Source organism: Ruegeria sp. C6, assembly GCF_056537625.1.
In genome coordinates this window covers 198,140-209,893 of sequence record NZ_JBQFRW010000006.1, presented here as the reverse complement: position 1 = coordinate 209,893, position 11,754 = coordinate 198,140, and the positions used below count along the sequence as shown (strand labels likewise).

At 56.1% G+C, this 11,754-nt stretch carries 14 protein-coding genes; 6 read left to right on the top strand and 8 right to left on the bottom strand.

What is annotated here, in order from left to right; all coding sequences use genetic code 11:
• Positions 1-2: 2 nt before the first annotated feature.
• Both ACR0MJ_RS18005 and regB read right to left on the bottom strand, forming a co-directional pair.
• Complete coding sequence (locus ACR0MJ_RS18005; RefSeq protein ID WP_480762042.1) at positions 3-1,511, bottom strand: PAS-domain containing protein; 1,509 nt, start codon at positions 1,509-1,511, stop codon at positions 3-5.
• Between the two features lie 64 nt (positions 1,512-1,575).
• A complete protein-coding gene (gene regB, locus ACR0MJ_RS18000) occupies positions 1,576-2,967 on the bottom strand; it encodes a sensor histidine kinase RegB (protein WP_170397866.1) in 1,392 nt (463 codons plus the stop codon).
• Positions 2,968-3,059: 92 nt separating this feature from the next.
• Here regB and ACR0MJ_RS17995 point away from each other — a divergent pair, with 92 nt between their 5' ends.
• Positions 3,060-3,677: an SCO family protein gene (locus tag ACR0MJ_RS17995; RefSeq protein WP_170397869.1), complete on the top strand. Its 618-nt coding sequence runs from the start codon at positions 3,060-3,062 to the stop codon at positions 3,675-3,677.
• A gap of 87 nt (positions 3,678-3,764) precedes the next feature.
• Entirely contained in the window at positions 3,765-4,319 is a 555-nt protein-coding gene (locus ACR0MJ_RS17990; protein WP_480762039.1) for an ActR/PrrA/RegA family redox response regulator transcription factor, read from the top strand.
• Between the two features lie 47 nt (positions 4,320-4,366).
• Here the strand turns inward: ACR0MJ_RS17990 and ACR0MJ_RS17985 are convergent, their stop codons facing one another.
• The 3 genes from ACR0MJ_RS17985 to ACR0MJ_RS17975 form a co-directional block, all read right to left on the bottom strand.
• On the bottom strand, positions 4,367-5,332 hold the full coding sequence (locus ACR0MJ_RS17985; RefSeq protein WP_480762037.1) for a glycosyltransferase family 2 protein: 966 nt from the start codon (positions 5,330-5,332) through the stop codon (positions 4,367-4,369).
• A 53-nt stretch (positions 5,333-5,385) separates the two neighbouring features.
• Positions 5,386-6,210, bottom strand: a complete 825-nt coding sequence (locus ACR0MJ_RS17980) for an FkbM family methyltransferase (protein WP_480762035.1) — start codon at positions 6,208-6,210, stop codon at positions 5,386-5,388.
• A gap of 74 nt (positions 6,211-6,284) precedes the next feature.
• The gene (locus ACR0MJ_RS17975; RefSeq protein ID WP_170513484.1) at positions 6,285-6,878 is read right to left on the bottom strand and encodes an HD domain-containing protein; all 594 of its coding nucleotides are present in this window, start codon (positions 6,876-6,878) and stop codon (positions 6,285-6,287) included.
• Positions 6,879-7,084: 206 nt separating this feature from the next.
• On the opposite strand from ACR0MJ_RS17975, the gene ACR0MJ_RS17970 reads away from it, so the two are divergent.
• The 3 genes from ACR0MJ_RS17970 (at position 7,085) to ACR0MJ_RS17960 (ending at position 9,654) form a co-directional block, all read left to right on the top strand.
• Positions 7,085-7,399, top strand: coding sequence for a hypothetical protein (locus ACR0MJ_RS17970; RefSeq protein WP_170397881.1), 315 nt, complete (start codon positions 7,085-7,087; stop codon positions 7,397-7,399).
• A 103-nt stretch (positions 7,400-7,502) separates the two neighbouring features.
• Positions 7,503-8,891, top strand: a complete 1,389-nt coding sequence (gene ahcY / locus ACR0MJ_RS17965) for an adenosylhomocysteinase (protein WP_480762031.1) — start codon at positions 7,503-7,505, stop codon at positions 8,889-8,891.
• 13 nt (positions 8,892-8,904) lie between these two features.
• Complete coding sequence (locus tag ACR0MJ_RS17960) at positions 8,905-9,654, top strand: extensin-like domain-containing protein (RefSeq protein WP_480762029.1); 750 nt, start codon at positions 8,905-8,907, stop codon at positions 9,652-9,654.
• A 4-nt stretch (positions 9,655-9,658) separates the two neighbouring features.
• On the opposite strand, the gene ACR0MJ_RS17955 is transcribed toward ACR0MJ_RS17960, so the two are convergent.
• On the bottom strand, positions 9,659-10,306 hold the full coding sequence (locus ACR0MJ_RS17955; protein WP_170425381.1) for a DUF899 family protein: 648 nt from the start codon (positions 10,304-10,306) through the stop codon (positions 9,659-9,661).
• 191 nt (positions 10,307-10,497) lie between these two features.
• Here ACR0MJ_RS17955 and ACR0MJ_RS17950 point away from each other — a divergent pair, with 191 nt between their 5' ends.
• Positions 10,498-10,839 carry a DUF2853 family protein gene (locus tag ACR0MJ_RS17950; protein ID WP_170397892.1) on the top strand — a complete coding sequence of 114 codons (342 nt, stop codon included), beginning with the start codon at positions 10,498-10,500 and terminating at the stop codon, positions 10,837-10,839.
• Between the two features lie 222 nt (positions 10,840-11,061).
• Here the strand turns inward: ACR0MJ_RS17950 and ACR0MJ_RS17945 are convergent, their stop codons facing one another.
• A complete protein-coding gene (locus tag ACR0MJ_RS17945) occupies positions 11,062-11,484 on the bottom strand; it encodes an EVE domain-containing protein (protein ID WP_170397911.1) in 423 nt (140 codons plus the stop codon).
• Positions 11,484-11,753, bottom strand: coding sequence for a YciI family protein (locus tag ACR0MJ_RS17940; protein WP_170425387.1), 270 nt, complete (start codon positions 11,751-11,753; stop codon positions 11,484-11,486). Before ACR0MJ_RS17940 ends, ACR0MJ_RS17945 begins: the two co-directional genes overlap by 1 nt.
• Position 11,754 lies beyond the last annotated feature (1 nt).

Genomic DNA, 11,754 nt, shown 5'->3' with positions numbered 1-11,754 from the left:
GTTCAGGCGCTGATTCTTTGTATTTCCGTGATGTTCCTGACCGGGTTGTCCGAGGCGAAACGGACAATTGTTGCACCGTTTTGCATGGGGCTGACCGTGCAGTTCAAAGAGCCGCCGGATTTTAGGATCAGTTTAGCCGACCATTCGGCCCGATTCTCTCGCGCGGTGACGAATTCGCGGATCTCGCCAAGGATCGGCGTGGCGGTGCAGTGCTCCTGCCATTGGCGTGTGATTTCCAGCACCGTTGCTGGTTCGAATCCTACTTCGCCGCTGTCGCCCCACAACACCTGATAGGCGTAATTTGTGATCGCCAGCGAACCGTCATCCGAAAACACCGCGATGGCATCAGCCAGCTTGTCCAGAATGGATTGCATAAGGTCCGTTTCAGCGCGGAACCGTCGGGTCAGTGTGATTTCGGCGGTGATATCTTCGAACAGGAAAGCCACGGCCCCATCGGGATGCGGGCGACCACTGACGGAATAGACCGATCCTGATGGCAGCGACCAGGTTTCCTGATAGTTCCCGTCCTGTGCCGCCTCCAGAAGGTCGTTCATCTGGCGCCGCCAACTGCGATAGTTCTTAGGCTCGGGCATCATATGCTGGTCGCGAAGCCGGTCAAAAAAGCTGGACAGGCTTGGGCGCAGGCTCAGGAAGTCGGGTGGCAGGGTGGTCAGATCAATCAGCGCTGGATTGAACAGGGCCAGTTGCCGGTTGCGGTCAAAGATCGCTAGGCCAATGGAGAGCTGCGCGAAGGTCTTGGTCATGGTCTGCACGAACTTGCGCTGTGCTGTCTCGGCTTCGACAATCGCGTTGATATCGACCGCGTAACACAACTGATCCTGTTCGTGTGCGACCTGGGTCAGGTCAAACCAGAGCTTGGCATCGCTGTCCCTTACCGGAATCGAGACACGGGTTTTTCGACTCAGCTGCGCCTCGTCCCTGTGAGAAGGAAACAGAGGGTCCGTCAGATCGGCATCCGGTCCCGCAATCTTGCGAACCAACCGTACATAGGCCGCATTGCACCAGCCCACCTTGTCACGGTGATCTATCAGCCAAACAGGGTAGGGCGCCTGCTCCATCGCCAAACGAATTGGATCGCGCTGGTCACGGCGTGGCGCAGGGATGGTCCCCGTCAGATCACGTAATTGAACCCGAATGATACCATCGATCCATTCGCACAGAACCTCGCGCTCGACTGTGCAGTCGATGGCTGAAACGGCGATGTTGCCCCCGGACCGGACAATCTCGGGCGTTTCGGGGAAAGCGGGAAAATCACGTTGCAGCAAACGCCGCAGTTCAGCCCAGTTGCTGACGGATTCGTAACCTGCCAGCGCAATATCGGAGTGGCTGATCAACCGGTCGCCATCGAACAGGAAGACAACATCGAACAGCGCTCCGGGCGCTGACAGCCCGAAATCTCTTGTTTTGGCCTGATGGCGTGGCAAGAGCCACAATATCGCAAAGCTGGCCGAAACCACACTGATTGCGGCCAGAACGATCCATTCGGCCATTGCTCCAACCCCCGGGTAAAACGTTTGAATCTATATGAACAACAATGGTTAACGGGGTCTTAACTCAGATCTGGAACGGTTGGTTGGCGCCCGAGGGAACCGGAGTGTCCCCGGTTTGCGCGTCGATCAGCTTGCGCGGCCAAACGACATTGACGATCGCCCCCCTGCGGTCCGGTTGGTCAGTCAGGGTCTGATAAGGGTCCGCGCCATTGGCGAAGCTCAGTTCGGCACCGCTGCGTTCCAGCAGGGTTTTGGCGATGAACAGACCTAGCCCCATGCCTTCGTATTCCGGCCGACTACTGCGATCGGCGCGGCGGCGGCGCATGAACGGGTCACCAATCCGACCTATGATGTGGGAGGGGTAGCCGCGACCATCATCCATGATCGAAACGCTGATCCGGTCAGAGGTCCATTCAGCTTCGACCCAGACCGTCGACTGGGCAAAATCCACTGCGTTCTGGATCAGGTTGCGCAGCCCGTGAATGATCTCGGGCTTGCGCAGGATCGAGGGCTGCTGCACATCGCCATCCGCAACTGGTCCCTCGTCGAAATGCACCACTTTTCCACGATTGATATGTGGCTCTGCCGCTTCATGGATCACGGTGGACAGAGGCGCCTGACGCAGGTGCAAGTCATCTTTCCCAGCTCGGCCCATATCGCGCAGGATGTCGCGGCAGCGGTCAGCCTGTTCGCGGATCAAGGCTGCGTCCTCCATCAGCTCAGGCCGGTCGTCCAGCTCTTCGATCAGTTCTGAACTGGCCAGCTTGATCGTAGCCAGCGGCGTACCCAACTCATGCGCGGCGGCGGCCACCACACCACCAAGATCAGTCAGCTTTTGCTCGCGCGCCAGCGCCATATGGGTGGCCGAGAGCGCTTCGGACATCGATTGAACTTCGGAACTGATGCGGTGCGAATAGGCGCCGATGAAAACGATGGCGATGATAATCGCCGCCCAGTTTCCGAACAGCAAAATATCGGGGATATCCAGCACCAACCCCAGATTGGTTCTCAGCGGGAGGTGGAACTGCGCCAGCAACGTGGTCAGGATCACCGCAACGCTGCCGATGATCAGGGTCGAGCGGGTGCTCATTACATTTGCAGAAATCGTCACCGGACCCAGCAACAGCAGCGCAAACGGGTTGTTTAGCCCCCCCGTCAGATACAACAGGATCGACAGCTGCAGCAGATCGAACAGCACCATCAGGAAGTTCTCGAATTCCGACAAGCGCTTGTTTTCGGGAAACAACAGAATGGCCGTGAGGTTACCCATCACCGAAATGCCGATGACGAAATAACACAATGCCAGCTCAAGCTGAACGTCGTAATATTTCTGTGCAACCGTGATGGCCGTAAACTGGCCGATAATGGCGACCCATCGTAGCAGGATCAGCGTGCGCAGCCTGATCCAGGTACTGCGCTCCTGCCCACGCCAAAGACTGGTGTTGGAATTCGTCATCTGTCGATTATGTCCTATTGCGTCGGTCCGACATGTTGATAGGTGTCCCGGCAGAATCGATCAACATCCCCTTTCGTATCAGGATACGCGCCATGGTTCGTCTTTATGCTATTCTCGCAACTGTTGTTCTTGCAATTGGTCTTGGCGCAATGTGGCTGCTGACGCGAGGCGGCGCGGACGACAAATACGCGCAGTGCCGCTCGTCTCAGATTGCGGGCGGGAGCGCCGCAATCGGCGGACCGTTCGAACTGCTTAACGCCAAGGGTGAGACGGTAACCGACAAGGATGTGATCACCGAGCCCACGCTTGTCTACTTCGGTTATACCTTCTGCCCGGATGTTTGCCCCTTTGACATGTCGCGCAATGTCGACACGATCGATTTGCTGGCAGAGCGCGGTCAGTCGGTGACGCCGTTGTTCATCTCGATAGACCCGGATCGCGATACCCCCGAGGTCGTGGGCGATTTCGCGTTCAACCTGCATGAACGCGTGATTGGCCTGACCGGATCGCCCGAGCAGATCAAGGCGGCCAGCAAGGCGTACAAGACCTATTACAAGGCCCAAGACAAAAGCGATGAGTATTATTTGGTCGACCACTCGACCTTTACCTATCTGATGACGCCCGAGGACGGGTTTCTGGAATTTTTCAAACGCGATGAAACGGCCGAGCAGATGGCGGACAAGATTGGCTGCTTCCTTGATCAGGCCTGATCCTCAACAGTCGGTTTGACCTTTGGAATGGCGCTGCTATTACTCATGTTTAAGCCAAGAGGCATGAAATAGCGGAAAGACCCACATATGGCAGACAGTTCCCAGCTTAAAATCGGCCCCGACAAATCGCTGCTGCTGGTAGATGATGACGAGCCGTTTCTGAGACGTCTGGCCAAGGCCATGGAAAAACGCGGATTCGAGGTTGAAACCGCGGGTTCCGTCGCCGCAGGCCGCGCCATTTCCACAGCCCGCCCACCTGCCTATGCCGTGGTTGATCTGCGACTTGAAGATGGCAATGGACTGGACGTGGTTGAAGTGCTGCGCGAAAAACGCCCCGACAGCCGGGTTGTGGTTCTGACCGGTTATGGCGCCATCGCCACCGCCGTTGCGGCGGTCAAAATTGGTGCAACCGACTATCTGTCCAAACCCGCCGACGCCACTGACATCACCAACGCTCTGTTGGCCAAGGGCGACGAACTGCCCCCGCCGCCGGAAAACCCCATGAGCGCCGACCGCGTCCGCTGGGAACATATCCAGCGCGTTTATGAGCTGTGCGACCGGAACGTCTCGGAAACCGCGCGCCGGTTGAACATGCACCGCCGGACGTTGCAGCGGATTCTGGCGAAGCGTAGCCCAAGGTAGACCCGTAAACTCAATAGTGTGTTTTCCCGGGCCGTTCCAAACGACTTTCAGGGCGCGGGTTGAGCCTGAGTTTGGAGCCTCAGCGCGTAATTCTTAAGGCAGGCAGAGTGCGCGCACCCAACTTTAGGCAATAACAGCAACTCATCAACCTTTGCCTGTAGCTTGCCACCCATCGCCAGCATTCGATCATCCACAACGCTGTTCTGGTTGTACTTGTTCCAATACCTTTCACGAAACCGGCTGGACCGGTTGGGTGCATCTGTCGCTTTCGTGCCTTGCCCGCGCTGCCGCTTGAGCGCGAAACTGTCTCGCGTTTTCACCGGGTAGTGAATGACAGCAGCCCAATCGTGTGTAGACAGATGCTCGGGCGCGGCGCCCAGCGCATGTCTTCGCCGTGATCCCGTACGATACATGTGTTCGTGCATCGGCAGGCCCGTAGCATTTACAAATTGCGATCCATCGTTCCGAAAGTCTGGCTGCAAGTGGGGTCGGTGGAGGCCAAACCCCTGTATTTTATCAGACTTTCGAAAAAGCGTTTTGAAGTAGCGATGCAAATTATGATCTGTATCGGCACGCTTTAGGAATCGTTGCGTGACCAGCCCCGGTTCCCACTTGTCGTTGCCCCCATTTCCGAAGATCAACCAATTCACGGCGATGCCCTCGGCGAAACTGGAACAGCGTTCGACGAGACCTGCGACCTGATTTTCATCGTTTGCACAGAAAAGAAACTCATCGCTATCAAGCCACATCAGCCAATCGGCATCGTTAAGCGAAGGATGCGCATAGGCCGTTTCTGCCGCTGTATGCTGTGGTACTTGCCCGGGTTTAAGCCCTTGCAGAACATGGGAAATAACCCCGTTGTTATCCAGCGCATCAAGCAGCTCGGCGGTGCCGTCTGTCGAGTCATTGCTGTAAATCAGAATAGGATCAAACCCGACCAGCAGATGATACGCGATCCACTCAAGTATAAACGGCCCTTCATCCTTGGCGCAGGAGAACAGCCCGACCTTCATATCGGCTTGGCCTGAGTGGGTTTGATCATGATCGCGGTTCTCCCTTGCACGGCCTATCTTCCGAAGATGATATTACGTTGAGTTTGAAAGGCATTTTCATAGCCACGATCGGAAAGTGAGGCAAACAGGCGTTCGGCGCTATCACCAAGATTCACGGTTTCCAGCTGTAGATATTGGGGAAGCGCTGCATCTTCTGCGCTTTCAAGAAAAGGCATAAGAATGTTCGGCTCGTGCCCTTCAACATCAAGCTTGGCAAAATCGGCATCATGCAGATGTGTAAGCTCAAGCAGTGTTCGGGTCTGCACCTCAATCGTATCGTATTTTGATAGCTCCAGATACGCTGGGTCGTTTGCCAAGCGCGCCTGACCAAGATTGGTGGCCGTGTCGCCCCGCTTTTCTATAATAAGCGTCGCTTCACCAGTTTCGCCCGCGATCGCGAAAGTGTTCAGCTCCACGTTGCCAAATCCGTTCAGAGAGCAATTATTGCTGAGGCGTTCGGCCAGTGTCGGATTAGGCTCAAACGCATGAATCCGAGAGTCCGGGCTAAGAATTGACGACAAGAAAAGTGAATACAGACCAAAATTTGCCCCGATATCCAAAACCTTGAGAGTCTTCCCCGCAAAGCTTTCTTTCAGCCAATTCAGCTCAAGCTCTTCCGGGGACCGGCCCTTCTGCCAAAGAGAGAATTCGCTGAAATTGTCATAAGGGTGCAGGTGGATTCGAATGCCCCGGTAGGCGATCAACTGTGGCAGCAGTGACTTTCGGATCAGATTGCGCACCCGCCCTCGGCCTGTCAGATTGTACGCTTCACGTAAACACGCGTTGGCATATTCCATCTGCGCGTTCGTGACCGGTATCTGGCTGTCTGCGTCGCTCATCTGAACCTGCGTCCGATTATGGTCTTGTTTTAGCGGAAAATTAGCATAGGCCGAGCTGCTGATCTATTGGCGACCTAAATGCTGCCCAACAATTCCTGATGCCGCGCGGTATAGGCCTGCCGCACCTCAATCGGGGGACGCAGTTTGATCTGCAACCCCTCTAATATTGCCTTGTCCGGACGACCAAAGAACTTTGATGCTTCGGTATCAGAAAAACCCGCGATCTGCGTCGCCTCCATCCAGGCGCTGATCTTGTCCGCCTTCTTGATCTGGCGTTTCACTGTTATTGGTACCACGGCGGGCAACCCGAAACGTATATGAATCGCAGCAGCCAGCCGGTCGTCTAAATCACCATAATCCGGGCCAACGGCGGATTTCACCGGAGAAATCATGTCGCCAATCACATATTCGGGGGCATCGTGTAACAGTGCCGCCAACCGCCATTTCGTCGGTGCATTTGGTGCGATGCGGCCAAAAAGCTCTTCCACCAGCAAGGAATGCTCGGCCACGGAATAAGCAAAATCCCCGTTGGTCTGACCGTTCCACCGCGCCACAAAGGCCAGCCCGTGCGCGATATCTTCGATCTCGATATCCACGGGTGTCGGGTCCAGCAAATCCAGCCGCCGTCCCGACAGCATTCTTTGCCACGCTCTGGGTTGTGTTGCCATTTTACCATGCCTTGTGAACTGGGACACGTTCAATTCGCGTTCTTGTGGTATGATGTATCTGTCTGGATCACATGCTGCCAACAATTTCTTGAGCATTCGTGCTTTGAACCTGCGCGATACGATCCCGACATCAAGGACTGAGGGGGGTGCTGACTCCTCCCAGTTGCGCCCTCTCGAAACGAAACTCGTATCGAAAGGAGCTTGCTATGTTCAAGCGTTTGTTTGCAATAACCCTAACCTTCGGAATGGCCGCAACCGCGCCACCTGCCTTTGCCCAGAACTGCGCAGAGCGCGAGCACGTGATTACCAAACTGCAAGACAATTACTCCGAGGAATTAACCTTTGGCGGTCTTCAGAAATCACGTGGCGGGCAGACGGTCATGGAGGTTTGGACCTCGAAGGAAACGGGAAGTTATACCGTTTTGGTGACCCAGGCGAACGGCATGAGTTGTATTGTCGCCGTTGGCACTGATTTTTTTGAAGCGATCCCCAAAATCAAGGCAGAGGGTACGCCAAGCTGATATTTTGTCACCAGACTTCCTGTTTCCGGCCATCCACATTGCCTCCTGTCCCAAGGAATGCTAGGGGCAGCCCGGACCAAGATTTACCGGAGTGGAGAGCCTGATGGCCGGGGACTATATCGTTAAGGACATTTCGCTGGCCGGGTTTGGCCGCAAGGAACTGGATATCGCTGAAACGGAAATGCCGGGCCTGATGGCCCTGCGCGCCGAATACGGTGAAAGCAAGCCGCTGTCTGGCGCGCGGATCGTCGGTTCACTGCATATGACCATCCAGACCGCCGTTCTGATCGAAACACTGGTGGCGCTGGGCGCTGATGTGCGCTGGGCGTCGTGCAACATCTTCTCAACGCAGGACCACGCGGCGGCGGCGATTGCCGAGGCTGGTATTCCCGTTTTTGCCATCAAGGGCCAGACGCTGGAAGAGCATTGGGATTATCTGGACAAATCCTTCCTGTTCGACGAAGGCCCCAACATGATCCTGGACGATGGCGGCGACGCGACGCTGTACATCCTGCTGGGTGCACGTGCCGAGGCAGGAGAGGACATTATCCCTGTTCCGGGTTCGGAAGAGGAAGAGGTGATCAAGAAGCAGATCGTCAAGCGCATGGCCGCGTCTCCGGGCTGGTTCACCAAAATGCGCGACCAGATCCAAGGCGTCTCTGAAGAAACCACCACCGGTGTAAACCGCCTGTATCAGCTGGTGAAAGATGGCCACCTGCCGTTCCCGGCGATCAACGTGAACGACTCGGTCACCAAGTCGAAATTCGACAACAAATACGGCTGCAAGGAATCGCTGGTTGACGGTATTCGCCGCGCCACCGACACCATGATGGCCGGTAAGGTTGCCGTGGTCTGCGGCTATGGTGACGTGGGCAAAGGCTCGGCGGCTTCGCTGCGTGGCGCAGGCGCCCGCGTGAAAGTGACTGAGGTCGACCCGATTTGCGCGCTGCAAGCGGCCATGGACGGGTTCGAAGTCACCCTTCTGGAAGACGAAGTCGCAAACGCCGATATCTTCATCACCACCACCGGCAACAAGGACGTGATCCGCATCGAGCACATGCGCGAGATGAAGGACATGGCCATCGTCGGTAACATCGGTCACTTCGACAACGAAATTCAGGTGGCCAGCCTGAAGAACCACAAGTGGACCAACATCAAAGAACAGGTGGACATGATCGAGATGCCCTCGGGCAACCGCATTATCCTGCTGTCCGAAGGCCGCCTGCTGAACCTCGGCAACGCCACCGGTCACCCCTCGTTCGTGATGTCGGCCTCTTTCACCAACCAAGTCCTGGCCCAGATCGAGCTGTTCACCAAAGGCGATGAATACAAGAACGAAGTCTACATCCTGCCCAAGCATCTGGACGAAAAAGTTGCCCGTCTTCATCTGGACCGGATCGGCGTGAAGCTGACCCAGATGGACAGCGATCAGGCGGCCTATATCGGCGTAAAACCCGAAGGCCCCTACAAGCCGGAACACTACCGCTACTAAGTGCGAAAGACGCATGACCAAAGCTTCTAGACGCCGCCGAATCCTGCTTTCGGCGGCGTCTTTTCTTTTTGGCCTCTTAACGCTGTTGACCGTGTTGGGCGGCGGCGTTTGGTGGCTGCTTGCCCATCCCAATACGCCTGTACCCCCGCACTGGAACCCGCTGCGTGATCTGACCGTGACGGCCCCGGTCACCCCGGTCACCCCTTACCAGTTGAACCGCGCACTGGCGGATGACGCTTTATGCCGTGCAGCCTTGGCCGAGGCTGGAGCTCGGTTTGATCCGCAGGACGATCTGGTGGTGGACCAGAATTGCGGAATCGAGGGACGCGGCCGGTTGTTCGGTCTGGTGAACGCCCGCGTCACTGCAGTCGAGACCCGGTGTGCCACAACTTTGCGGCTTGTCATGTGGGAACACCATGTTGTGCAACCCGCTGCGCAGCAACTACTGGGGACTTCCGTCAGCAGAATGCGCCAGATCGGCAGCTATAACTGCCGCCGGATGCGGACCGCGCAAGGACAAGACAATGGTTGGAGCAGTCACGCCACTGCGGACGCGATCGACATCGTCGGAATGGATCTCTCTGACGGGCGCAGCTTGAACCTGCTGGCTGACTGGGACGCTGACGGGCCCGAGGCCGATTTTCTGCGCCAGATATGGCGCGGAGCCTGTGACTGGTTCCGCGTGGTGCTTGGCCCTGACTACAACCGCTTACATGCCGATCACTTCCACCTGCAGGGGCCCGGCTGGGGCTACTGCCGATAGTACCTCAGCGTAGAGACGGGATAAAATCGCCGCGGCCCTGTGGCGTGAAATCCAGAACATTCCACAGTGGCCAAGCCGCATCCACGTGCCGGGGATGCCAATCGCTGGGTTCAAAGAACAGCTCGGAACTCCAGAAGTGATGAATGCCATCAGGGAGCTGTTGAAAGACATTCAGGATGGGAAGCTGATCACCCCCGTCGGTCTCGGCCAGATAGTCACGTTGGTAATTCGTCCCTAATGCTGAGTAGAGCGGCAGCGCATTCCAACCCATCTCATCCTTGAGCGCCGAGAGTTTTTCGGGCGTATTCTGCGCCACTACGGCGACCGAGGCGTTCTGCTTCAGATGATGAACCTGAGAGTTCAGCCCGTCCAGAAACGCCGAACACATAGGGCAGGGGCGTTCCGCGTCGGGTCCGTACATCAGCGAATAGATAATCAGCGTATCCTTATCGCCAAACAGCGACGACATAGGCGCACCCTCGCCTGCCAGATCTCGGAACGCATAATCGTTAGGGGTTTTGCCTCCGGTTGGAAGAGAACGGCGCAAGGCCGCGACCTCTTCAACCTTTGCTCTCAGGTCCCGCTCGGCGGATAGAAGTGCATTACGAGCTGACCGATATTCGGTGGTTTCATTCGGTAACGTTACGGGCATGGGGACCTCCGGGAATCATAATTAACAAAAATGTTAAATAATAAATCTGAAAAAATCAAATCACCGAGTCCCGCGAAGTTCAGCCTAGGGGGAAACCTTGTGATTTTTCCCTTTTGGGAATTCCGCCGACAAGGCTAGTCTCTCGTGCATCGGTAAAAAGTTCCGTGACAATGGATTAAGGAGATTGGGACATGGGCAAACGCGACGAATTGATCGCTAAATACGCTGAAGATCTAAAAGGCAAATGCGGGATGGACCCCGATATGGACCTGCTGACCAAGGTCACCATCGGTTGCGGTCCGGCGATCTATGACGCGGATGCGTCGACAGTGGCGGCCAGCCAGGAAGGCGAGCTTGAGACGGTCAAGAACAACTTCCTCATCAAAAAGCTGGGCCTGTCGGATGGTCCCGAACTGATGGAAGGGATCAACAAGGCCATGGAGACCTATGGCATGTCCGAGCGTAACAAGTACCGCGCTGTCGTCTATTACATGCTGACCAAGCATTTCGGCAAAGAATCGGTCTATAGCTGATCCAGCCAAGAACCATTTCAGCACCCGTCGGTCTTACCGGCGGGTGTTTTGTATTTGATTGAAACTCTAAATACTTGGCGTTTGAAGCGCGGTTCTGAAATCGGCTAAGGTCAGGATATGACCAGGACGGTCAGAACCAACAGATTTCCGTATGCGTGTGGTGAGCTTGGGAGCACGCGGGGTAGGGAAGGTTCTGAAGTCGTCAGGGCCTTCCCTTTTCATTCAATCCGCCTCTGTCTCGCCCAAAGCGCAGATCAACTGCCATTCTGTATCGCTGACCGGCTGCACTGAAAGGCGTGAATTCTTGACCAGAACCATTTCACCCAAACGCTCATCCGCCTTAATCTGATCCAGTTTGACCGGAATTGTGAAAGACCGGACGGCTTTGATATCCACGCATTCCCAACGCTCATCATCGGTTGTGCTGTCGGGATGGGCCTCGGCACAGACTTCGACAATGCCGACAATCTCCTTGTCCTTTTGCGAGTGGTAGAAAAAACCCCGGTCACCAATCTGCATCTGACGCATGAAATTGCGGGCCTGGTAGTTGCGCACCCCATCCCATTCCTCGCCCGCGTCTCCCTTGCCGACCTGCTGATCCCAGCTCCAGGTCGAGGGTTCGGATTTGAACAGCCAATACGCCATCAGCCGATGACCTTTTTCCACGGGATCAATTCAACCGAGTCGAACAGGCCGGCCAGCGCGTAGGGGTCATTCTCAGCCCAAGCTTGCGCGGCGGCCAGATCCTCGACGTTCAGAATGACCAGCGATCCGATCATTGCATCGCCGTCCAGCAACGGGCCAGCCTGCGCCACAACACCGGTTTCTTCAATGTAAGCCAGATGAGCCGTGCGGTTGTCCAGCCGGGTCTGTAGGGCACCAGCTTTATCCCGGGCGATCAGGGCGATGAGCATA

What these genes read in the sequence shown, in the direction of transcription:
- ACR0MJ_RS18005 (WP_480762042.1), bottom strand. Translation starts at nt 1,511, where the DNA reads ATGGCCGAATGGATCGTTCTGGCCGCAATCAGTGTGGTTTCGGCCAGC.
- regB (WP_170397866.1), bottom strand. Translation starts at nt 2,967, where the DNA reads ATGACGAATTCCAACACCAGTCTTTGGCGTGGGCAGGAGCGCAGTACC.
- ACR0MJ_RS17995 (WP_170397869.1), top strand. Translation starts at nt 3,060, where the DNA reads ATGGTTCGTCTTTATGCTATTCTCGCAACTGTTGTTCTTGCAATTGGT.
- ACR0MJ_RS17990 (WP_480762039.1), top strand. Translation starts at nt 3,765, where the DNA reads ATGGCAGACAGTTCCCAGCTTAAAATCGGCCCCGACAAATCGCTGCTG.
- ACR0MJ_RS17985 (WP_480762037.1), bottom strand. Translation starts at nt 5,332, where the DNA reads ATGAAGGTCGGGCTGTTCTCCTGCGCCAAGGATGAAGGGCCGTTTATA.
- ACR0MJ_RS17980 (WP_480762035.1), bottom strand. Translation starts at nt 6,210, where the DNA reads ATGAGCGACGCAGACAGCCAGATACCGGTCACGAACGCGCAGATGGAA.
- ACR0MJ_RS17975 (WP_170513484.1), bottom strand. Translation starts at nt 6,878, where the DNA reads ATGGCAACACAACCCAGAGCGTGGCAAAGAATGCTGTCGGGACGGCGG.
- ACR0MJ_RS17970 (WP_170397881.1), top strand. Translation starts at nt 7,085, where the DNA reads ATGTTCAAGCGTTTGTTTGCAATAACCCTAACCTTCGGAATGGCCGCA.
- ahcY (WP_480762031.1), top strand. Translation starts at nt 7,503, where the DNA reads ATGGCCGGGGACTATATCGTTAAGGACATTTCGCTGGCCGGGTTTGGC.
- ACR0MJ_RS17960 (WP_480762029.1), top strand. Translation starts at nt 8,905, where the DNA reads ATGACCAAAGCTTCTAGACGCCGCCGAATCCTGCTTTCGGCGGCGTCT.
- ACR0MJ_RS17955 (WP_170425381.1), bottom strand. Translation starts at nt 10,306, where the DNA reads ATGCCCGTAACGTTACCGAATGAAACCACCGAATATCGGTCAGCTCGT.
- ACR0MJ_RS17950 (WP_170397892.1), top strand. Translation starts at nt 10,498, where the DNA reads ATGGGCAAACGCGACGAATTGATCGCTAAATACGCTGAAGATCTAAAA.
- ACR0MJ_RS17945 (WP_170397911.1), bottom strand. Translation starts at nt 11,484, where the DNA reads ATGGCGTATTGGCTGTTCAAATCCGAACCCTCGACCTGGAGCTGGGAT.
- ACR0MJ_RS17940 (WP_170425387.1), bottom strand. Translation starts at nt 11,753, where the DNA reads ATGCTCATCGCCCTGATCGCCCGGGATAAAGCTGGTGCCCTACAGACC.